General features: G+C 60.0%; 17 protein-coding genes and 2 pseudogenes. 11 read left to right on the top strand and 8 right to left on the bottom strand.

Annotated elements, in window-relative coordinates:
* Nucleotides 1-14: 14 nt before the first annotated feature.
* Nucleotides 15-1097 (bottom strand): hypothetical protein, encoded by a 1083-nt coding sequence (locus ACQUQR_RS17745; protein WP_435197707.1) that lies wholly within the window; start codon nucleotides 1095-1097, stop codon nucleotides 15-17.
* A 197-nt stretch (nucleotides 1098-1294) separates the two neighbouring features.
* Complete coding sequence (locus ACQUQR_RS17740; protein WP_435197706.1) at nucleotides 1295-3118, bottom strand: multicopper oxidase family protein; 1824 nt, start codon at nucleotides 3116-3118, stop codon at nucleotides 1295-1297.
* A gap of 105 nt (nucleotides 3119-3223) precedes the next feature.
* On the opposite strand from ACQUQR_RS17740, the gene ACQUQR_RS17735 reads away from it, so the two are divergent.
* The 5 genes from ACQUQR_RS17735 (at nucleotide 3224) to ACQUQR_RS17715 (ending at nucleotide 5986) form a co-directional block, all read left to right on the top strand.
* Complete coding sequence (locus ACQUQR_RS17735) at nucleotides 3224-3763, top strand: plastocyanin/azurin family copper-binding protein (RefSeq protein ID WP_435197705.1); 540 nt, start codon at nucleotides 3224-3226, stop codon at nucleotides 3761-3763.
* Nucleotides 3764-3969: 206 nt separating this feature from the next.
* Entirely contained in the window at nucleotides 3970-4944 is a 975-nt protein-coding gene (locus tag ACQUQR_RS17730; protein ID WP_435197704.1) for a transcription initiation factor IIB, read from the top strand.
* Nucleotides 4944-5234, top strand: coding sequence for a transcriptional regulator (locus ACQUQR_RS17725; RefSeq protein ID WP_435197703.1), 291 nt, complete (start codon nucleotides 4944-4946; stop codon nucleotides 5232-5234). The genes ACQUQR_RS17730 and ACQUQR_RS17725 overlap by 1 nt, the downstream gene beginning before the upstream one ends.
* Before the next feature lie 96 nt (nucleotides 5235-5330).
* Complete coding sequence (locus ACQUQR_RS17720; RefSeq protein WP_435197702.1) at nucleotides 5331-5708, top strand: helix-turn-helix domain-containing protein; 378 nt, start codon at nucleotides 5331-5333, stop codon at nucleotides 5706-5708.
* Nucleotides 5705-5986, top strand: a complete 282-nt coding sequence (locus tag ACQUQR_RS17715) for a DUF7521 family protein (protein WP_435197701.1) — start codon at nucleotides 5705-5707, stop codon at nucleotides 5984-5986. The genes ACQUQR_RS17720 and ACQUQR_RS17715 overlap by 4 nt, the downstream gene beginning before the upstream one ends.
* A gap of 167 nt (nucleotides 5987-6153) precedes the next feature.
* Here the strand turns inward: ACQUQR_RS17715 and ACQUQR_RS17710 are convergent, their stop codons facing one another.
* Complete coding sequence (locus tag ACQUQR_RS17710) at nucleotides 6154-6555, bottom strand: STAS/SEC14 domain-containing protein (RefSeq protein ID WP_435197700.1); 402 nt, start codon at nucleotides 6553-6555, stop codon at nucleotides 6154-6156.
* Nucleotides 6556-6567: 12 nt separating this feature from the next.
* A complete protein-coding gene (locus ACQUQR_RS17705) occupies nucleotides 6568-7491 on the bottom strand; it encodes a cation diffusion facilitator family transporter (RefSeq protein ID WP_435197699.1) in 924 nt (307 codons plus the stop codon).
* A 252-nt stretch (nucleotides 7492-7743) separates the two neighbouring features.
* Between ACQUQR_RS17705 and ACQUQR_RS17700 the strand changes: the two genes are divergently transcribed.
* Entirely contained in the window at nucleotides 7744-8904 is a 1161-nt protein-coding gene (locus ACQUQR_RS17700; protein WP_435197698.1) for a hypothetical protein, read from the top strand.
* A gap of 134 nt (nucleotides 8905-9038) precedes the next feature.
* Here the strand turns inward: ACQUQR_RS17700 and ACQUQR_RS17695 are convergent, their stop codons facing one another.
* Nucleotides 9039-9593, bottom strand: coding sequence for an ArsR/SmtB family transcription factor (locus tag ACQUQR_RS17695; protein WP_435066252.1), 555 nt, complete (start codon nucleotides 9591-9593; stop codon nucleotides 9039-9041).
* Between the two features lie 131 nt (nucleotides 9594-9724).
* On the opposite strand from ACQUQR_RS17695, the gene ACQUQR_RS17690 reads away from it, so the two are divergent.
* Nucleotides 9725-12001 (top strand): heavy metal translocating P-type ATPase, encoded by a 2277-nt coding sequence (locus ACQUQR_RS17690; RefSeq protein WP_435197697.1) that lies wholly within the window; start codon nucleotides 9725-9727, stop codon nucleotides 11999-12001.
* Here the strand turns inward: ACQUQR_RS17690 and ACQUQR_RS17685 are convergent.
* The gene (locus tag ACQUQR_RS17685) at nucleotides 11998-12204 is read right to left on the bottom strand and encodes a heavy-metal-associated domain-containing protein (protein ID WP_435197696.1); all 207 of its coding nucleotides are present in this window, start codon (nucleotides 12202-12204) and stop codon (nucleotides 11998-12000) included. The genes ACQUQR_RS17690 and ACQUQR_RS17685 overlap by 4 nt on opposite strands.
* A 131-nt stretch (nucleotides 12205-12335) precedes the next feature.
* Between ACQUQR_RS17685 and ACQUQR_RS17680 the strand changes: the two are divergent.
* The 4 genes and pseudogenes from ACQUQR_RS17680 to ACQUQR_RS17665 all read left to right on the top strand — a co-directional run bounded on the left by ACQUQR_RS17680 (nucleotide 12336) and on the right by ACQUQR_RS17665 (nucleotide 15440).
* A pseudogene (locus ACQUQR_RS17680) lies at nucleotides 12336-12551 on the top strand (hypothetical protein).
* A gap of 124 nt (nucleotides 12552-12675) precedes the next feature.
* Nucleotides 12676-13677, top strand: coding sequence for a DUF6610 family protein (locus tag ACQUQR_RS17675; RefSeq protein ID WP_435197695.1), 1002 nt, complete (start codon nucleotides 12676-12678; stop codon nucleotides 13675-13677).
* Nucleotides 13678-13752: 75 nt separating this feature from the next.
* The gene (locus tag ACQUQR_RS17670) at nucleotides 13753-14100 is read left to right on the top strand and encodes a hypothetical protein (RefSeq protein ID WP_435066248.1); all 348 of its coding nucleotides are present in this window, start codon (nucleotides 13753-13755) and stop codon (nucleotides 14098-14100) included.
* Nucleotides 14101-14510: 410 nt separating this feature from the next.
* The gene (locus ACQUQR_RS17665) at nucleotides 14511-15440 is read left to right on the top strand and encodes an ArdC-like ssDNA-binding domain-containing protein (protein ID WP_435197694.1); all 930 of its coding nucleotides are present in this window, start codon (nucleotides 14511-14513) and stop codon (nucleotides 15438-15440) included.
* Between the two features lie 124 nt (nucleotides 15441-15564).
* On the opposite strand, the gene ACQUQR_RS17660 is transcribed toward ACQUQR_RS17665, so the two are convergent.
* Together ACQUQR_RS17660 and ACQUQR_RS17655 are read right to left on the bottom strand one after the other, a co-directional pair.
* Nucleotides 15565-16260 (bottom strand): hypothetical protein, encoded by a 696-nt coding sequence (locus ACQUQR_RS17660; RefSeq protein WP_435197693.1) that lies wholly within the window; start codon nucleotides 16258-16260, stop codon nucleotides 15565-15567.
* A pseudogene (locus ACQUQR_RS17655) lies at nucleotides 16257-16667 on the bottom strand (helix-turn-helix domain-containing protein); the annotation flags it as partial. The pseudogene ACQUQR_RS17655 and the gene ACQUQR_RS17660, both read right to left, overlap by 4 nt.

Below are 16667 nucleotides of genomic sequence, written 5' to 3'. Positions count from 1 at the left end.
AGTTGGTGCCGGAGTTAATCGGCTGGAGCGATCGATGCGGATTGTCCGGCCTCTTGTGCGGATTCGACGGAATAGATCAGGCTCCCTGCAAACAGAACGACGCTTCCGATAATGAACAGGGTACTGATCGGGGAGGCGGAGTCGACAAACACCCAGTACAGCGGCGCGGCAATCGATGGCCCGGCCGCCAGTACCGCGATTTTGGCGACGAGTGGCCCACAGCAGCCACAGGTACACGACCCTACAATCGCAGCGCTTCCCGCAGTGCCCTCCGTCAGCCCGGCACGTTCTTCGACCCGCCAGTGGCGGGCGATGAGCGCCGCATTCAATCCGATGAGCGTGCTCAGCATTCCGACGACGATGAGTTGCGCGGGCGATATCGCTACGAAGAGGGGGATATGCGGGAGATAGACTTCGAGAACGGGCCACGTCACGAGCTGGTAAATCGTAGGAATGACGACGACCACCCGCTCGTGGGGGAGCCCCTCTTCCGGGAAGAACGAGAGATAGCCGGTGACAGAGACGAAGAACAACGCCATGACGACTCCCACACCGATACCGAACCGCCGGACAATCGGATCTTGCAGAATCCTGCGTAGGACGCTTCCAGCGTCCGTCCAGACGACGTAGCCGACGAGGACTGGCGTTCCCAGGACAATCGCATAGCCGAGTGGATGCGAGTCGCTTGCTGGCCCGGGGATGAGGTAGGGGTACGTGATCCACAACCCCATGAGGATGCCGAGGAAGGTATACCGCGGCCGGGTCGGCCAGCGAAGCCAGCCGACGACCACACTCACCAGCATGATCAGGAACCCAGTTGTGACCGATATGAGGGGATACCACGATCGCGGAAACGGCATCGAACGCGCCGTGTACGTGGGGTCCGGTGACAGCCCCTCGAAAAGGACAGCACCGAGGGCAGTCATAGTGATGCCAACGAAGATGCCATAGAGGGCGACTGTTGGCGAGATGTGGTTCGTTCGTTTGAGCACGCTGGCTCCGCCGAGCAAACCGACGCCCACGATGGCGAGAACGATGCCATGCCCCTGAGAGAGCCCACCAGTCGCCGTCGACCCATGGGCGGATACGATGGGCACCTGCGTAAGTCCGACGAGAACGCAGAACAGAACGGAGAGCGGCCGACGTGAGCCACGAAGCGGGGACCGTTCCGGAACCATTATCGAATCTTGGCCGAGGAGCAACTTCTACCTGACTGATTCAGTCGGAATCGTATTGCCCCGAGAATCCACATAGGGGTGCCTCAACTGGGACTGCTGTCCGACTCAATTCGTACCTAGTCCACCGAATGATGAGCTCGTTCACGTATCTCCTCGTCAGCACTCGGCAGTACTCTGAAGGGCCGCATCATGTCGTGGTCCTCGTGTTCGAGCATGTGGCAATGCCACATGTACCAGCCGGTCTGGTCGTTGAATAGGCCCTCAAACTCGCCGAAGTGCACGAGCACGTGGGTTACCTCCCCCGGGTTCGCCGTGACGACATCGTTCCAGCCAGTTTCTTCCGGTGCGGGGGGTTCGAGGGCCTCGACATCGATCATCTCCGACTTGGGGTCGTACTCACTGTACGGTTGTCGCCCAAGCACCTGGAAATGCACGAGGTGCAGATGCATCGGGTGGGACATTCCCGTCAGGTTCGCGAAGCTCCAGATTTCGGTGTCGTTGAGGGTGGGATCCTCGGTAACCGGGTCGTACAGCCTGTGGGGCGAGGACTCCGAGTCCGAACCCAGGAGGTATAACTGTCGTCCGTACTCGTCGGTACTCGTGGTCAACGGGAGATACCGTTCCTCGGCAACCGAGTCGACGGGGATTTTGGGCACGTCCGTCAGCGTACTCGGAACCTGGCTCGGATCGTCGACGTCACCGGAGGCGACATCGATGAGCATCACTTCCGGCAGCGGCTGTTGACCCCCGGTATTGATGTTCGGTCCACGGTAGGGCGCCGCGGCGTCGTTGTGTACCAAGAGTGTCTGTCCGGCGTAGTCCGAGAAGTCAACGACGACGTCGGCACGCTTGCCCGTGCCGATCTCCAGTCGCTCCTCGATCGTGACCGGTGAGGCCAGTAGGCCACCGTCGTTGCCGACGAGGGTGAACGGTGGCCCGCCCGTGCCGGTCGTTCCGTCCGACTCGTCGTACTCGAACAGCTTGAGGTTATAGAACCGGCAGTTCGAACCGTTGAGGAACCGGAATCGGTACTTCCGGGGGTTGATCGAAAGCCGCGGCCAAGCCTTCCCGTTGACGACGGACGTGTCGCCGAAGAACTGCGGAACGATGCTCGGGTCGGGATTCGGCGAGTCGCCGTCCGTGCCGGAGACGGCGGTCGGGTAGAACAACGAACCGTCCTCGTTGAAGCTACGGTCCTGGAGCACCAGTGGAATCTCGTATTCGCCCGACGGCAGACTGAGAGACTCCTCGTGATCGTTCCGGAGGAGGTAGAGTCCAGCGAGACCGGCGTAGACGTTCAGCCGAGTAATGCCGAGCGAGTGATCGTGATACCAGAGCGTGGCCGGGGGCTGGTCGTTGACGTAGTAGTAGTCCTTCTTCTCGAACTTCGGGCCCGTGTGCTCGAAATCCCGCGTGAACCACGCCTTCGGCTTGCCGTCGCTCGTGTGCTCGACGTTCCCGCCGTGGAGGTGAGTCACGACCCGCACGCCGGTACTGTCGTAGGGAATCGTGTCGCTGTGTATCGTCGTATCGACCGGCAGGAGATGCTCGTCTGGCAGCTTGTTCTTCCAACGAACGTAAACCGGCTCACCCTGCTGTGCCTCGATCGTCGGCCCCGGGTACTGGCCGTCGTATCCCCAGACAGTCGTCGGTGGAATATCAGGGTGAATTTCCTGCTCAACCTCGCGCATTTCCACCTCGTAATACGGGCTCCCGTCCTTCGTCCCGACCGGTTCCACGACACCTGGCCGAGGGACTTCCTCGACCCACTTTTCCAGGTCGGGCGACGAATGGGCAGTGGGGGTGGCTGGGACCGGAGTTTCTGTGCTACCGGTCGAGGCTGCACACCCCGCGAGACTCACCGCGCCAGCACTGCCCGTCGCTGCAATGAATTCTCGCCGTGAGATGCCAGTATCGGGCCTTCCGAGGGGATCACTCATTGCTATGGGTAGAATTTCGAGAGCAGCGATAGTCAACCGATGGCGGAATCCCGAGCGGTGGGAATCCGCCCAAGTGGTCTATCAGTGGCGTCCCGATAATCAGGTATGGAGCGTCGACAGGTCCTGAAAGCAGGTGGGATCGCTGCAACCGCCGGTCTCACCGGGCTGGCTGGCTGTAGTAGTTCGAACCCCGACGCAAACGGTGAGACGGATACCCCCTCGGATGGAGGAACGAACACCGTTCTGATGGTCACCGAGGGAAGCGAATACTACTTCGATCCGATCGGACTCCTCGTCGAATCCGGCGAGACGGTCACGTTCGAGATCGACAGCGGAAGCCACTCTGCGACGGCGTACAAGAAGGGGACTGGACAGGCGTCAGTTACACGTATCCCAGACGGGGCTGAGACCTTCGACAGTGGGATTCTCAGCGAACAGGGCGCAACGTTCGAACATACCTTCGAGACCGCAGGGACGTACGACTACTTCTGTACCCCGCACAAGGGTCTCGGCATGATCGGCCGCATCGTCGTCGGTGAACCCGGCGGCCCAGCTGAAGGGAGTATGCCGCCGGACGGAGAGGTCCCCGAGAGCCAGACAATCGTCGATCAGGGAGCGGTGTCGTACAGCGACTTCTCTGGGTGACGACACCACACCCTACACTGGCTGAACCTTTGCGAGGAGACGCGGCTACATTTCTGAGTCAGTATTTTTCATCCGGTCCTGGTAAATCATATTGGCGGATTCCCAAAGTCTGGGATTGCGCCGCATACTCTTCGACAGCCGACCCCCATCATTGCTAGAGAGACCCATTCAGAGTGAGCGAACGTCGGTACAGAATCCCAGTATTCATGACTAAAACACAACTCGATATCGAAGACGACCGCACAGATGACGGGCAGTCGGTCACCGGATCTCAGTCGCTCTCATCGTGTCCGGAGTGCGACGGACAGATCGTGCATGACGATGAGCACGGAGAAACGACCTGCGAAGAGTGCGGCTTGGTCCTCGACGAGGATTCCATCGACCGTGGGCCGGAGTGGCGAGCATTCCACAGTGACGAAAAAGACGAGAAAAGTCGCGTCGGGGCACCGACCACCCAGCTCATGCACGATAAGGGACTCAGTACGACGATTAGCTGGCAAGACAAGGATGCGTACGGCCAATCGGTATCCAGCCGGAAGCGAGCTCGCCTCCAGCGGCTTCGCACATGGGACGAACGGTTCCGAACGAAAGACGCCCACGAACGGAATCTCAAACAGGCACTCGGCGAAATCAGTCGGATGGCATCCGCCCTCGATGTCCCGGACCCAGTTCGAGAGACGGCAGGAGCGATCTATCGACGGGCAGTCGAAGAAGATCTCCTGCCGGGCCGGTCCATCGAAGGCATGGCAACAGCCGCACTGTACGCCGCAGCCAGACAACACGGGACGCCCCGACAGCTGGCTGAATTCGCTGAGGTCAGTCGTGTCGCAGAAATCCGGATTCAGCGCGCCTATCGGTATGTCTCCAGGGAACTCGGACTAGAGATCGAACCAGCGGATCCCCTGGAATACGTCCCTCAGTTCGCGTCAGCACTCGATGTGAGCGACGAAGCCGTGCGCCAAGCGCGCGATCTCCTCACCACGGCAAAGGCAGCGGGCGCACATAGTGGGAAAAGTCCTGCCGGTCTCGCCGCGGCCGCACTCTACGCGGCGACGCACCTCACGAACGAACAGCTGACACAGGAGACGGTGAGCAACGCAGCCCACGTAAGCCGGGTCACGATTCGGAATCGCTACCAGGAACTGCTGGAGGTCTACGCAGAGAGCGGGGGCTATGCGTGATGACCGAGCACGCAGAATCGCGTCACGAGAAGGAAGCGACCGCTGGCCGAGCAACGGATGTGATGAGTGAAATTGGTCGCGAACTCGACCGGGAGGTCTTGGCCATACTCGGCGCGGAGTCGCCGCTCCATGTCATGGATATCGCCCGCACTGCAGATCGCCATCCGATCACGGTCGACCAAACGTGTGCCCGACTCCAGGAGCATGGCCAGATCCATCCGGTCGGTCGAGGCCTTTACGAGATTTCTGACGATGGAAAACGGCAGCCCGGAGACGACTCCGAGTCGTAATCCCTGGAGGATACCAGCGTTCGCAGGCTGGTTCCACTCCCGGCCTGGGAAATCGTAATCGCATAGCATATCCCGAGTACCTGCCAAATTCAGACAATGGTGCGTGATTCAGCGTCATCTGAGGACTCGCCGTCGCTGCAGGCTGTCCTTGATGCGCTGGACGACGCCGACTGTCGAGCCATCCTCCGTGAAACAGCTGAACCCATGACCGCAACCGAACTCATCGATACCTGTAACATCCCAAAATCGACGTTGTACCGAAAGCTCGAACTTCTCAGCCAAGCCTCACTCGTCCACGAACAGGACACGATCAATCCTGGCGGGGGCCGAACCACGAAATACGAACGCGACTTCGACGACGTGACGATCTCCATGGACGAGGACGACGACTTCTCGGTGACCGTCGAGCGACCGCCACGGAACGCTGACGAACGGCTTGCGGACATCTGGTCGAAGATGGGGGATGAACTATGATCTGGGTGGAAACAGCCATCGTCGTCGTCAAGACGGTGATCCTACTCCTCGGAAGCGGAATCACGTATATCGCGTTCAGAGCCTATCGCAACACAGGGACGCCATCGCTTCGCGTTCTCGGCATCGGGTTCGGTGTCATCACGTTCGGCGTGCTGCTCGCAGGGATCGCCCATCAAATCCTCTCGGTCTCCCTGGAGATGGGGATCCTAATCAATAGCATCCTCGTGGCAATTGGCCTAGCGATCGTCTTGTACTCGCTCTATCTCGAACGCGGATGAGACCGCGCGGAGCGAATAATACGACAGTGCTGTTCATCGGAAAAACAGGTGCACCATTCGGCATCATCACGGATTAAGGGGATTCGGGGCCCGCTATCGCTGGGAGAGGAAACCGCGACAACCAGTATACCAACGCCGTACGGACGCCGGTGTGGTGGATGCACCGATCAATCCTCGCTCTGCGGAATCCATTGGAGTACGTCGGGTCGCTCCTCGAGGTCGAAATATTGCATTGTCTCCGGAGCGACCGGCCAGATCGGCCAAACCGCTCGCCACCAGTCGTAGAGAAGTTTCGACCACCTCGTGTCCCCGACTGCAGCGTAGCGAGCGATCGTGAAGTCCGACCCATATCGGAGATCAGGCACGATTCCATGGAGATGTGAGAGAAACGTCGAGAACGTCCAGTTCGGAACTTCCTCGTAGACTTTGATAGTACCGTATTGCTCAGACTTCTCGACCAACAACGAGTAGAGGTCCTCGTACCCCTGTCGCGTCCCACGTCCAACGCGGATGGCGACGAGGTCGTCCTCGGTTTCATCCAGTACCTCGAACATCTGTGTGGAGGTCATTGTAGGCAGACCTCAGTGCGTATGGGGTGTTCGATCGGTCTGTTCACTATCCGTCTCGTCGGCGTCGAGACACTCGACAGTCGCATGGTCGATACCGCGCTCAGTCAGGTAGTCGTGAACTACCAACCGGATTTCCCGTCGTTCCTCCAGCGATGTTGCTCCGTCGACGAGTCGGACCGTTCCCACCGTCAGCTGGCTACAGACCTGCCAGACGTGGAGATCCTCAATCCGCTCCACACCGTCAAGTGTAGTGAGCTCCGTTTTGAGCTCGTCCGAGTCAATGGGACTTCGCTGGAGGAGAATGGACGTGCTTTCTCGCAGCACTGTCCCCGCAGACCACAGAATCAACAGCGCGATGAGAACTGCCGCGACGGGGTCTGCAACCGGGAGGTCAAACACTGCGACGGCAGCCGTCGAGACGATTACGGCGATCGACCCACCAGCGTCTCCGAGCAGGTGGTAGAATGCACCTCGTTCGTTGAGGCTCATTTCGTCGCCCTGTAGAATATACACTGAGCCGAGATTGACTAGCAATCCGCCGGTTGCGATGATGATCGTCAAGACCGGATCGATACTGACCGGATCAAGAAACCGTTGGTACGACTCCCAGACGATGTATCCAACCGTCGGAATGAGAAGGATCCCGTTGAGAAAGGCCGCGACGGGTTCGAGGCGGTGCAGTCCGTACGACCACGTCCCACCCCTCTCGAATCGCTCAGCCGTGTAACCGGCGCTGAAGGCCATCACGTAGGCCAACATATCGAACAGCATGTGGAGAGCATCACTGATGAGCGCAACCGATCCGAAGAGGAGCCCACCAGCTAACTCCACGACGAATCCGACGAAGTTAACGATCGCAACGAGCGCCAGCTTCCGCGTACTCCTGCCGGAAGCTGTCTCGCTACGTGCCGCTTCCTGCTCGTGAGCGTGGCTCATGTGTTTGTCGGACCGTTGGAGTGGGCGGGTTGCTTGGTTCCAGCCTCGCAACCCATTCCCATGGGAGTTCCGAAGTCCATCAGCCGGGAACTGAATAACACGAAAACGCGGCGGCTGTCTGATTAACCAACGAAGACGAGGATTTGCCGGTCGTGTTGGTTAAATGCCGTTGTTTATGCGCCCGTGAGAGGGGCGCAGGGCGCGTGATGAGAGCGCAGTCACGGTTGATGAATTCGATTCGAGGTGACTGACATGAAAGATCCAGCATCCAACACCGTGTTTGCCGGCGTCGACGGACGAACTGACACAGAACTACCCGACTGGTACCGCCAGAAGAAATCGGTCGACGATCCAGAGTCCTTCGCTGAGGCGGTTCGCGACCTTCCGCAGGCTGTCGAGACGACCGTCGCCTACCAGAACCCCTACACCGACGAGTGGATCGAGACAGAGCGATTCAACGCGCTCGTCGAGCCGAGTCGGGCTCGCGACCAAGCCGCCGACACCGAAGCCGGCTCTGATCCCCTCTTCCATGTCCCGACTGACAGTTATTCGATTATCAACCCGGTCGATGTCTACCGGCCGCTCGAGGACGTCCTTCGCGAGGAAACCATCGACGGGACGCCGCTGGGTGACGTGATGTTCGGCGAGATTCGACGATATCGAGGCGGTGGCGAGGTCCATATGGACGTCATGTTCGACGGCCTCGAAGTCCGGCTTCCCGGCCGGTCGGATCCGATCACGATGGGTGTGACCTCCGGCTACGACTTCTTCGGCGAGCACGCGGTCTACGTCGAGGGCTTCGCTCAGGACGGTTACTGTTCGAATACTATGCGCTCGCTCACCGACAAAGAGGTCATCAAGCACGTCGGCGACGTTCGGGACTTCCGGTCCTGGTGGGAGGAGATCCTCGCCCAGGTCGAACTCGTCGCCGACGACCTCTTCGAGTTCATCCGCGACGCCCAGGACATCGAGATCGACTTCTCGGATCTTCCGTTCACCGTCACGGAGTTCTACAGTCTCCTCGGGTTCCCGGACTACCTGGCCGAACGTGCTGCTGAGGATGCCGAGGCCAACGCGGCATCGCCGTTCGAGATCGACATGTGGACGCTGCACTCCGGCGCAACGTACGCGCTCACCCACTTCTTCCAGGGTAAGGAAGGTGCGTCCCTCGACCAGTACGTCCGCATCGCGAACGACATCCTGTTCAATCCCGAGGGCACCATCGAGCGCGTCGAACAGGCCTACGAGCAACAGCTGGACAGCGAGGATGGCGATGGGGCGCAGTCCTTGCTCGCCGGCGAGCGGGCCCTCGCGAGCATCGAGCGCGTCAGCGACGACCTGCAGGAGAAGGTCGACCAGTTCGAGGAGCGTGAGGATGCGCTCCGTGAGCGTTTCCAAGACGCGATGAGCTGATCCTCGAACTGCCTGTTTTCTCTTGCCGACTCGAGGGACGGTTCCAGTCTTGTTCAATCCTCGCCTCGTTCAATCAGGCCTATCAGGCGTTCCGTCGGGATACGTCCACTATGAGCGGCTATATCGAGTGAACGTCAGTCGTCGGGTGAGAATACGTCGTCAAGCATGCCACTCTCGCCTAACTCGATGAGGGCACGATTCAGGAGTTCGCGAACAATGAACTCCTCGTAGTGCTGGGTGTCGCAGTACTCACAGGGCTTCATTTCGCGTGCGACCGCCTCAATCTCAGCACCGTGGTCCGCGTACAACGTCTCGATGAGGGATGTCAGCTCCTCGGACGCAGTGGACTGCGCCCCTGCGAGGGTTTCGTTGGCTTCCTCTGGGAGATCGTACGAGAAGACCCGCGTGTTCGACTTGTAGTACTTCCGCGTCCCCCCACCGGCCTCTTCGAGACGAGCGATCTCGACCATCCCCGCATCCTTCAGGACGTTCACATGGTGGCGCACCGTCGTTTCCGCCTTCTCCTCGCCGCGCCGCTGGAGTTCGTCGTAAATCTCCTCGATCGTCATTTCCTCGGTCGCGAGCATATCGAGGATCTTCGCCCGGACGTCATTCTCCAACGCCTTCGCTTTCTCCGGGTCTGTCGTCACGACTTCGCGGATCGGCACATCGGATTCGAGGAGCGCCATTCTTGTGATGACGTAAGCGGACGACGACAGTAAGAGTACCGCCACTCTCCCGACAGTAGTTTCAGTACTTTAATATCGCTATGACTATTGTCGTAATGGTTTTCCGCATCCCGCGATAACTGACATCTACGATGGGAACGACACACGAACAATTCAACGTCGGGGGGATGTCCTGCTCGTTCTGTGCCAAAAGCATCGAGAAGGCCTACAACCGGACCGACGGCGTCGAGGATGTCGACGTGAGTCTCGCCCATGAGGAGGTTCTCGTTCAGTACGACGACGACCGCCTGAACGAGGTCGAAGTGAAGGACACGCTCCGCGACCTCGGCTACACCATCCGCGACCCGGACAAGGCAAAGCGATACGAACAGCAGCAGGCTGAACTCGCCACCGGGAAGCGCCGGCTACTGCTCGCCGGCGGCGCATCTATCGTTGTTGCGGCGCTGATGGGATGGATGATCCTCGTGATGGGACGCTTCGAGTCGGCGTCACCGGCAATGGATCTGGTGACGCTGGGGCTGGCGCTCGGGACAATGTTCGGTCCGGGACGCTACATCAAACAGAAAGCCTTCCAGAGCCTCCGCAGGGGTATTTTCAACCAGCACGTCCTCCTAGAGGCGGGCGCGTTCGCCGGGCTCCTCGGCGGGTTACTCGGCCTGTTCGTCTTCCCGAGCTTCCCGACCGTTCACTTCTTCGCCGTCTCCGTGTTCATCACCACCTACCACATCCTCTCGGAGTACACCAGCCTCATCGTCCGCACGCGGGCCTCACAGGCCGTCCAGAGCCTTCTGGATCTCCAGCCCGATACGGCACGCCGCGTCGGTGATGATGGCATCGTCGAGGAGGCCCCCGTCGACGACCTCGACGTCGGTGATCGCGTCCGCGTCAAACCCGGCGGGAACATTCCCGTCGATGGGACTGTCGTCGAGGGAGAGTCCACGGTCGACGAATCCGTCGCGACAGGCGAGTCGATCCCCGAGGAGAAGGCCGCCGGCGACGAGGTGATCGGCGGCAGCGTCAACGAGACCGGGACGCTGCTCATCGAGGTGACTGCAACCGGAGAGGACGCGTTCCTCAATCAGGTGGCCCGCGAGATCGAGGAAGCGCGGGCGATGAAGCCCGGCATCATCCAGCTCGCCGACCGCGTCCTCAAGTACTTCGTCCCAGGCGTCTTGACGATTGCCGCGCTCTCGTTCCTCTTTTGGGTGGTCGCACCGCTCGCGTGGGGAGCAGACCCCAACGTCCAGCGCGGGGCGTTCGCAGCACTAGCCGTCCTCGTCCTCGGCTATCCGTGCGCTCTCGGGATGGCCACGCCGCTGGCCCTGATTCGGGGCGGTGGGAAGGCCGCGAACCGCGGCATCTTGATGCGCTCCGGTGACGCGTTCCAGATCTTCCCCGACGTCGACCACATCGTATTGGACAAGACCGGCACCATCACCGTCGGCGAACCCACCGTAAGTGAGGTCGTCGCGTTCGGTGCCGACGAGGTGGATGTACTCACGACTGCGGCCAGTGCAGAGGCGTTCTCCGAGCATCCTCTCGCTGATGCGATCCTCGAGTTCGCCGACGAGCAAGATGTCGAGTACGCTGACCCCGATGATTTCGACTCCGTGACCGGCAAGGGCGTCCGGGCAACCGTGGCCAGCGACGACGTGCTGGTCGGGAAACCGGGATGGCTTAGCGACGAGGGGATCGACCTGTCGAAGGAGGGCGACGACATCGAGCGACTCCAGGGCCGCGGCCTCACCGTCTCCGGGGTCGTCCGTGATGGTGACCTGATCGGCCTGATCGGCATCGGCGACGAAATCAAAGCAGACGCCGCCGAGACCATCCGGCGGATTCGCGACGCCGGCATCACGCCCGTGATGATCACCGGGGACAACGAGCGCACCGGGAACGCAGTCGCCGACGAGGTCGGCATCGACCGCGTTATGGCAGACGTCTTACCCGACGAGAAACGCGAGGAGATCGATCGCCTGCAGGACGAGGGCCACCGCGTAGCCATGGTCGGCGACGGCATCAACGACGCTCCCGCACTCACGCAGGCCGATATCGGGATCGCCATCGGCGCCGGGACCGACATCGCCATCGAATCGGCGGATATCGTCCTGATGGGCGACCGGCTTGGTGGCGTGATGGACGCCTACGAGATCGGGAACGAGAGCTATCGGAAGACTCGCCAGAACCTCGCGACGGCCTTCGCGTTCAACGGGGTCGGTGTCGCCGCCGCGACCACGGGGCTTGTTCATCCCGTGTTCGCGATGCTCGCGATGGTGTTGTCCGTCTCGGCCGTTCTCGCCAACAGCTTCGCTGGTCAACTCCTCTCCGGTGAGGGTGTCAACACCGAGTTCGCCCTCGAAGAACACACAGACGGCGACATGAGAGACGGTCGAGTGGCAGCCGATTAGGCCACTACGTCGTATCCGGTCTGTTCAATTGCCGCGTTCACATCGTCATCGGAGACTCCATCCACGAGGACCACATCGGCCGTATCCGCTTCGTGGTCAGCATCGACTCGACTCACACCATCAAGGTTCTGTAAGGCGGTTTCCACATTCTGTTCGCACCCGTTACACGACATCCCGGTGACGGAGATCGTCATTCGCTCCATATGTGTCGATAAACACCCGCTGGGGATGACCATAACGGTATCCGTTGTATCGGTATCACCTCTATTAGAAGGGAACGATATCGTGCGGAGAGTAGTTTGTGTCGGCCCTTAAGGGGTGGAGGCTCTTCGAGATGGAGACAGCTGACGACAGAGAGAGTGATGAGTTTCCACCAGAGAAACGACTGGAAGCACCGAACATGCGCCTAATCAAGGCCGGTATCGCAACGATGCCCGATATGGAGACACTTCGGGAGTGTGTTGCCTACGAGAATACCCACTAGAATCGGACGCAGATTCTGCGCCGGCTCACGTGGAAAGCTGAAGAACTGCGTGAAGACGAGGAGTAAGCTCTCTTGTTAACCAACAATTTGCGAGTTGACTCACCGGTTGTTGGTTAACGATGTGTAGTCCCCGTTTTTCGGGCCCCTGAAAGGGCGCGGGGCGGCCAGCAACAGCCTCGCGAATGAAGTCATGTCCCTCGATCTGAGTACGAACACCGGCACGGCTAGCGACATCGCTGCCGCCAGACAAGCAGACCACGTGGCGTTCCTGCATCGAGTTCCATATGCCGCTGACGCGTTGACCCTCGGCTACCTTCCCGGCTTTCGCGAGGACTGTGGGTATCAAGAGGAACAGTACCAGAACCTCTCCCTCCCCGTCGGGATGCTCGACAACGACTTTCGAAATCCCGACCTGAATCGATACGTCTCCCGCTTTTTCGAGCACGAACCCCAGGTCGGCGTGATCGGCGATGCATACGAGGAGGACGACGTCGACGAGTACGTGGCCGCCGCCCGCGAAATTCAGGCGAGTTACCCCGATGCAGCACTCGTCATCGTCCCCAAGTGCCGGGGAGTGATCGACGCGATTCCTGACGACCTCGTGCTCGGCTACTCGCGGGGGTACGCCGACCGATTGGCCCACGAGTTCTCCGAGCCGACCGACTGGCGTGGCCGCCGTGTGCACATTCTCGGGGGAAGCCCACCCAAACAGTGGGACGTTATCCAGCAGCTGACCCGACCGACACTCACGGACGACCCACCGGCCGACATCGTCGGCCTTGACTGGAACGGGCTGCATCGCGGCGCGCAGTTCGGGGAGTTCTGGACGGCTGACGGGTGGGATGATAGCGGTCGTGACGCCTCCCACGTCACAGTTCGGAAGACAGTCCGACACAGTCTCGCCCGCATCAAGGCCTTTTGGCAGTCTCACGGCGTCTGGCCCGACTCAGCGCCACATAGCGACATCCTCGAAATCGGGTACGAGGGCCCGTCACCAACCGATCTCGATAGTGCTGCGTGTACCGAATGCGAAGCGAACGTCTGGACGACTCGGCGCGGTCCCTTCATCGCTGAGTATGATACCGGCGTGCTCTGTGGCTACTGCAGCTACGAGTGCTACTTCTCACATCGCCATCGGAACAACCTGGAGGAGATCGCCGGCGAGCAGAGCGTGTACATTCCACCGGCGTGACGCTACGAGTGTTTTTTCGCGCCCCGGAGGGGGCGAGGGCTCGATCCAGAAAGTCCTCCGAGAAGGTGATTTTCCGTGAGTCAACAACAGCGTCCGAACGACGTCTCGATCGACGACATTCCAGTCGACGTATCGAACACCCAATCAGGCGAGGTCGACCCCGCCGAGGTACCCGAGGAAATCCGGTCGATCACTCGTGGACTCGCAAGCGAGCAGCCGCCGACGAATCCGCTCGTCGTCCTGAAGGCCGCCCGCTGGTGGTATATACATGGCAAAGGCGGAACCGATCCCGCGTTCCAGTGGGCGATCGAATGGGTTCGACACCTCGCGACGGACACGCCGAGCGATGTCGACCAGTTCGATTCGTTCCTCGAGTATCTCGTCACGGTCGGCTTCGCTGACGAGAAGGCAGCGCTTCGATAATCAAGCCCCATTCACACTACGGGGTGTTTGACCGGGCACTATCTCGAACAGAAACGAGTCTGACCGCAACCTGTCCAGATAGGAGGACGGTTACTTAGAACCGGTAGCATGCAACGTCTTCTCCACCACAGGTCGGACACGTTTCAGCGTCCTCGGAAAGAGTCGTTCCGCAGTGTCGGCACTCATACAGGGTGGATATCATGGACGTGCGAGTACCAACGACCCCGCGGAGCGTTTCGACGAGACCCATCCTCCCTGTACTTGTTTCGCAATGGTTGTTAATCCCAGCCTCCGATAGCAGCCCCGATATTAACCCTCCAAAGTCGCGCCGATGTTTATTGTGCGCCCCCGAGGGGTGCGGCGCGTCCTGACTTCTCGGAGACGTCGTCGTACTCGATGTGATGCAATCCATGATGACAGCCAGTGAGTCGGGGGTCTCGTTCGAGGAGACCGACACCCGACACGACGAGATGCACAGTACCATCGAAGACTGGATCAACGAGCTCGTCGCAGACGTCGACGAGGCAAAAGCCAGCCAACAGTTCCAGGAGTGGCTCGATGTCCAGTCCCGATTCCACGACTACTCCCATCGCAACACCCTCTTGATCAAGCTCCAGTGTCCCGAGGCAACCCGCGTAGCGGGCTACAATACGTGGCGGTCGGAGTTCGACCGGCACGTCCAAGAGGGCGAACAGGCGATCTGGATCTGGGCACCCATTATTACGAAGCAGTGCCCAGAGTGCGAGAATTCACCGAGTTACCACGAGCAAAGCGACTGTGACTACGACGAGACATCGCCCGAGGAGTGGTCGAAAGGACTGGTTGGATTCAAACCTACGGCAGTCTTCGATGTGTCTCAAACCGAGGGCGAACCGCTCCCCCAGTTGGAAACCGAGGCAACTGGTGACGCCGACGACCTAGTGCCGGCGCTCCTTGATGCGGCAGCTACGCTCGATATAGACGTCCGTGTCGTCGACGCTGCTGAGTGGGAGCATGGCGACGCGAAAGGCGTCTGCAAACACCGGAATCTCCACGAGTGCCAACCCGTCGTCGAAGCGAAAGCCCGCTCAAATCAGGCCGATCTCGCGGTGACGCTGATTCACGAGTACGCCCACGCACTACTCCATTTCGATGTCGACGACGAACCCGAACGCGCGAAACGCGAGGTCGAAGCCGAAGCCGTTGCGTACATCGTCGGCCGGTATTTCGACCTGGATACGAGTGGTTCAGCGTTCTATCTTGCCGCGTGGCAGGACGACGATGCGGAGAGCATTCAGGAGCGTCTCGGCCGGATCAGTTCGACCGCTCAGGAGATAATCGGGACGGTCGCCGAGGGCTGAACACCCCCTCCCCGGCTGTTAACCAACGCCTTGGGGTACTAGCCCACTCTGTTGGTTAATTCGTTCGGCGTCTGATCCTGCGAGTTTCGATCGGTCCCAAGACATACCCCACCGACAGTCGATGTTATAGTTCAGAATCGATTCGGCGCTGCTGGTCACGAAGGAACTCGACGACGGCATCGATATCCTGTTCGGGAACCGTTTGTTGTTCGAAGACCCCTTTGAACGCGTCCGCAAAATCTTCCGACGTGAGTCGGTCGAGAACAGTCTCGATGCGACCAGCGAGCTTCTTAGACTCCCCGCGATGAAGATGGGTCGCGATCCGGTCGAAATCCGCGCCAGCAGCCAGCACCACCAGATCCCGGGAGTCTGCCTTGCGCCCACTGTGAAGTTTCACCGCGAACAGCAGTTCCCGTTCCGGAATCCTGGCTGTTACCGGGCGGCCGGTTCGCAGTTCTTGGGTGACAGAGTGCTGGGCCAGATAGCGATACGACCATTCAGCTTCCGTCTGGCGACAGCCAAGTGCGTCGACCATCGCGTCGAACCGAACCGGATTCCCGATGTCTTTCGTAAACCGGATAGTGCGGCCCTCGTAGAGCTCGTTTCGCTCGACATCGGCCGTTTTCTCGTAGCCGCGGTCGGTGAGAAGATCGGTGTAGTCGTCGACCGCTTGTGCCGGAATGACGACATCGACGTCCGTGGTGAAGCGCTGATTGAACGCCGCGATCGCCCAGCCATCGACGAGCACGTACGGCAGGTTAGCATCAATGACGGCCTCCAGAGTGTCCAGCAATTCGTCTTCGCGTTCACCGAGACTCATGCATTGAGACGCGGATCCTCGTGGGACGCGTCGATATCGCGGTCGTACTCATCGGCGATCATCTCCAACGCCGGCTCGTAGTTCACCCGGTACTCCAACATGTGCTCGATTGCCTCATCCAACGGAATAACCGGATTGCCGTCAACCCACTCGCGAGTGATCTTCCCACTCGTCGGGAACAACACGTACGAGACTGTCGCGTCGTAGTCGGTTGCATCCGGCCGCTCTTCGATCCGGCTCGGAACCCCGAACTCATCAAAGAACGCCGTCCACTGTTCAACATCCTGGTCGGCGACCTGGATGAAGATCGGATAATCGTCGTGGCCGCGAGCGATCTGATAGCCGCCGTGGGTCCAGACGTAGACGCCGTCGATTTTCGTGTACGCAAAGGGCATCCCGGCGAAGTG

This window comes from Natronomonas sp. EA1 (assembly GCF_051195035.1).
Classification (GTDB): Archaea; Halobacteriota; Halobacteria; order Halobacteriales; family Haloarculaceae; genus JBNTJV01.
Note: the sequence above shows the minus strand (reverse complement) of the source record. Positions and strands in the feature narration are given on the sequence as shown.